Here is a 906-nt window from a genome sequence, read left to right as displayed (position 1 = left end):
CACTTCTACATAAAGATAATGCAGTGCCGTGGGTCATCTTAGTTCCTAAACGTGCCAACTTAAAAGAATTGCACCACTTACCGATGAAAGAGCAGCAACAGTTTTTACTTGAATCACAAGCGGTAAGCCAAGCGCTCGAAGCGACTTTCCGTCCTGACAAGTTGAATCTTGGCGCACTTGGTAACATGGTGCCGCAGCTACACATTCATCATATCGCACGCTTTAAGGACGACGTTGCATGGCCAGGGCCGATTTGGGGAAACACAAGCGGCGAGTTTCGTAGCGAAGAAGAACAAGATGAGATTCTCAAACGTATTGGAAATGTATTGTCGCTAAGCTCGATCTTCCATAAAGCTTAATTAATATTCAGCCGCTATGAGATTTGCTTGCCAGCGACAAGGCTATTGATTAGAAAAGAAAAAGCCGCATCAGAAATGACGCGGCTTTATTATTTGTCAACTTTGGTTGATAAACCACTACATAGTAACAGTGAGTGACAACCCATCTTGTTTTGTCACGGCATAACGCACACGCATCACATCTCGAGCTTTATTGGTATCAACCAAGCGGCTAATTTTACCCTTCTTGATCCACACGCTTAACATTGCATCCGCACCGTCTTCACTCATTCCAAACTGCTTAGCCAGCTCAGACTGTGAGACCGTCCCTTTGTCTGCAATATATTGATAAAGCTCATTTAAAATCATGCGACTTGCGCCTCTAACGCACCATGTTGTTTTTTACCAATACGTTTGAATACGTGATAAGTTCCGATGAAGATTGCAACAATAATTGCCATCCAGACACCACTAGTAATTGGGCTTTCAGAGAAATGCGTCAACTGATTGTAGAACGTTGCACATAGGTAAGCTAAACCCATCGTCCATACCGCAATAAAACGTGCGA

General features: G+C 43.5%; 3 protein-coding genes. 1 reads left to right on the top strand and 2 read right to left on the bottom strand.

All coding sequences use genetic code 11. The annotated features are described in order from the left end of the window. On the top strand, nucleotides 1-359 hold a 359-nt coding region (locus R7Z50_RS25675), incomplete at its 5' end, for an HIT family protein (RefSeq protein WP_318149499.1). A 117-nt stretch (nucleotides 360-476) separates the two neighbouring features. On the opposite strand, the gene R7Z50_RS25670 is transcribed toward R7Z50_RS25675, so the two are convergent. Both R7Z50_RS25670 and R7Z50_RS25665 read right to left on the bottom strand, forming a co-directional pair. Continuing rightward, nucleotides 477-707, bottom strand: coding sequence for a FeoC-like transcriptional regulator (locus tag R7Z50_RS25670; RefSeq protein WP_005496063.1), 231 nt, complete (start codon nucleotides 705-707; stop codon nucleotides 477-479). After that, nucleotides 704-906: hypothetical protein (locus R7Z50_RS25665; protein ID WP_318149498.1), on the bottom strand; the 203-nt coding region annotated here is incomplete at its 5' end. The genes R7Z50_RS25670 and R7Z50_RS25665, both read right to left, overlap by 4 nt.

It is taken from the genome of Vibrio sp. 1249-1, from assembly GCF_033340495.1.
Note: the sequence above shows the minus strand (reverse complement) of the source record. Positions and strands in the feature narration are given on the sequence as shown.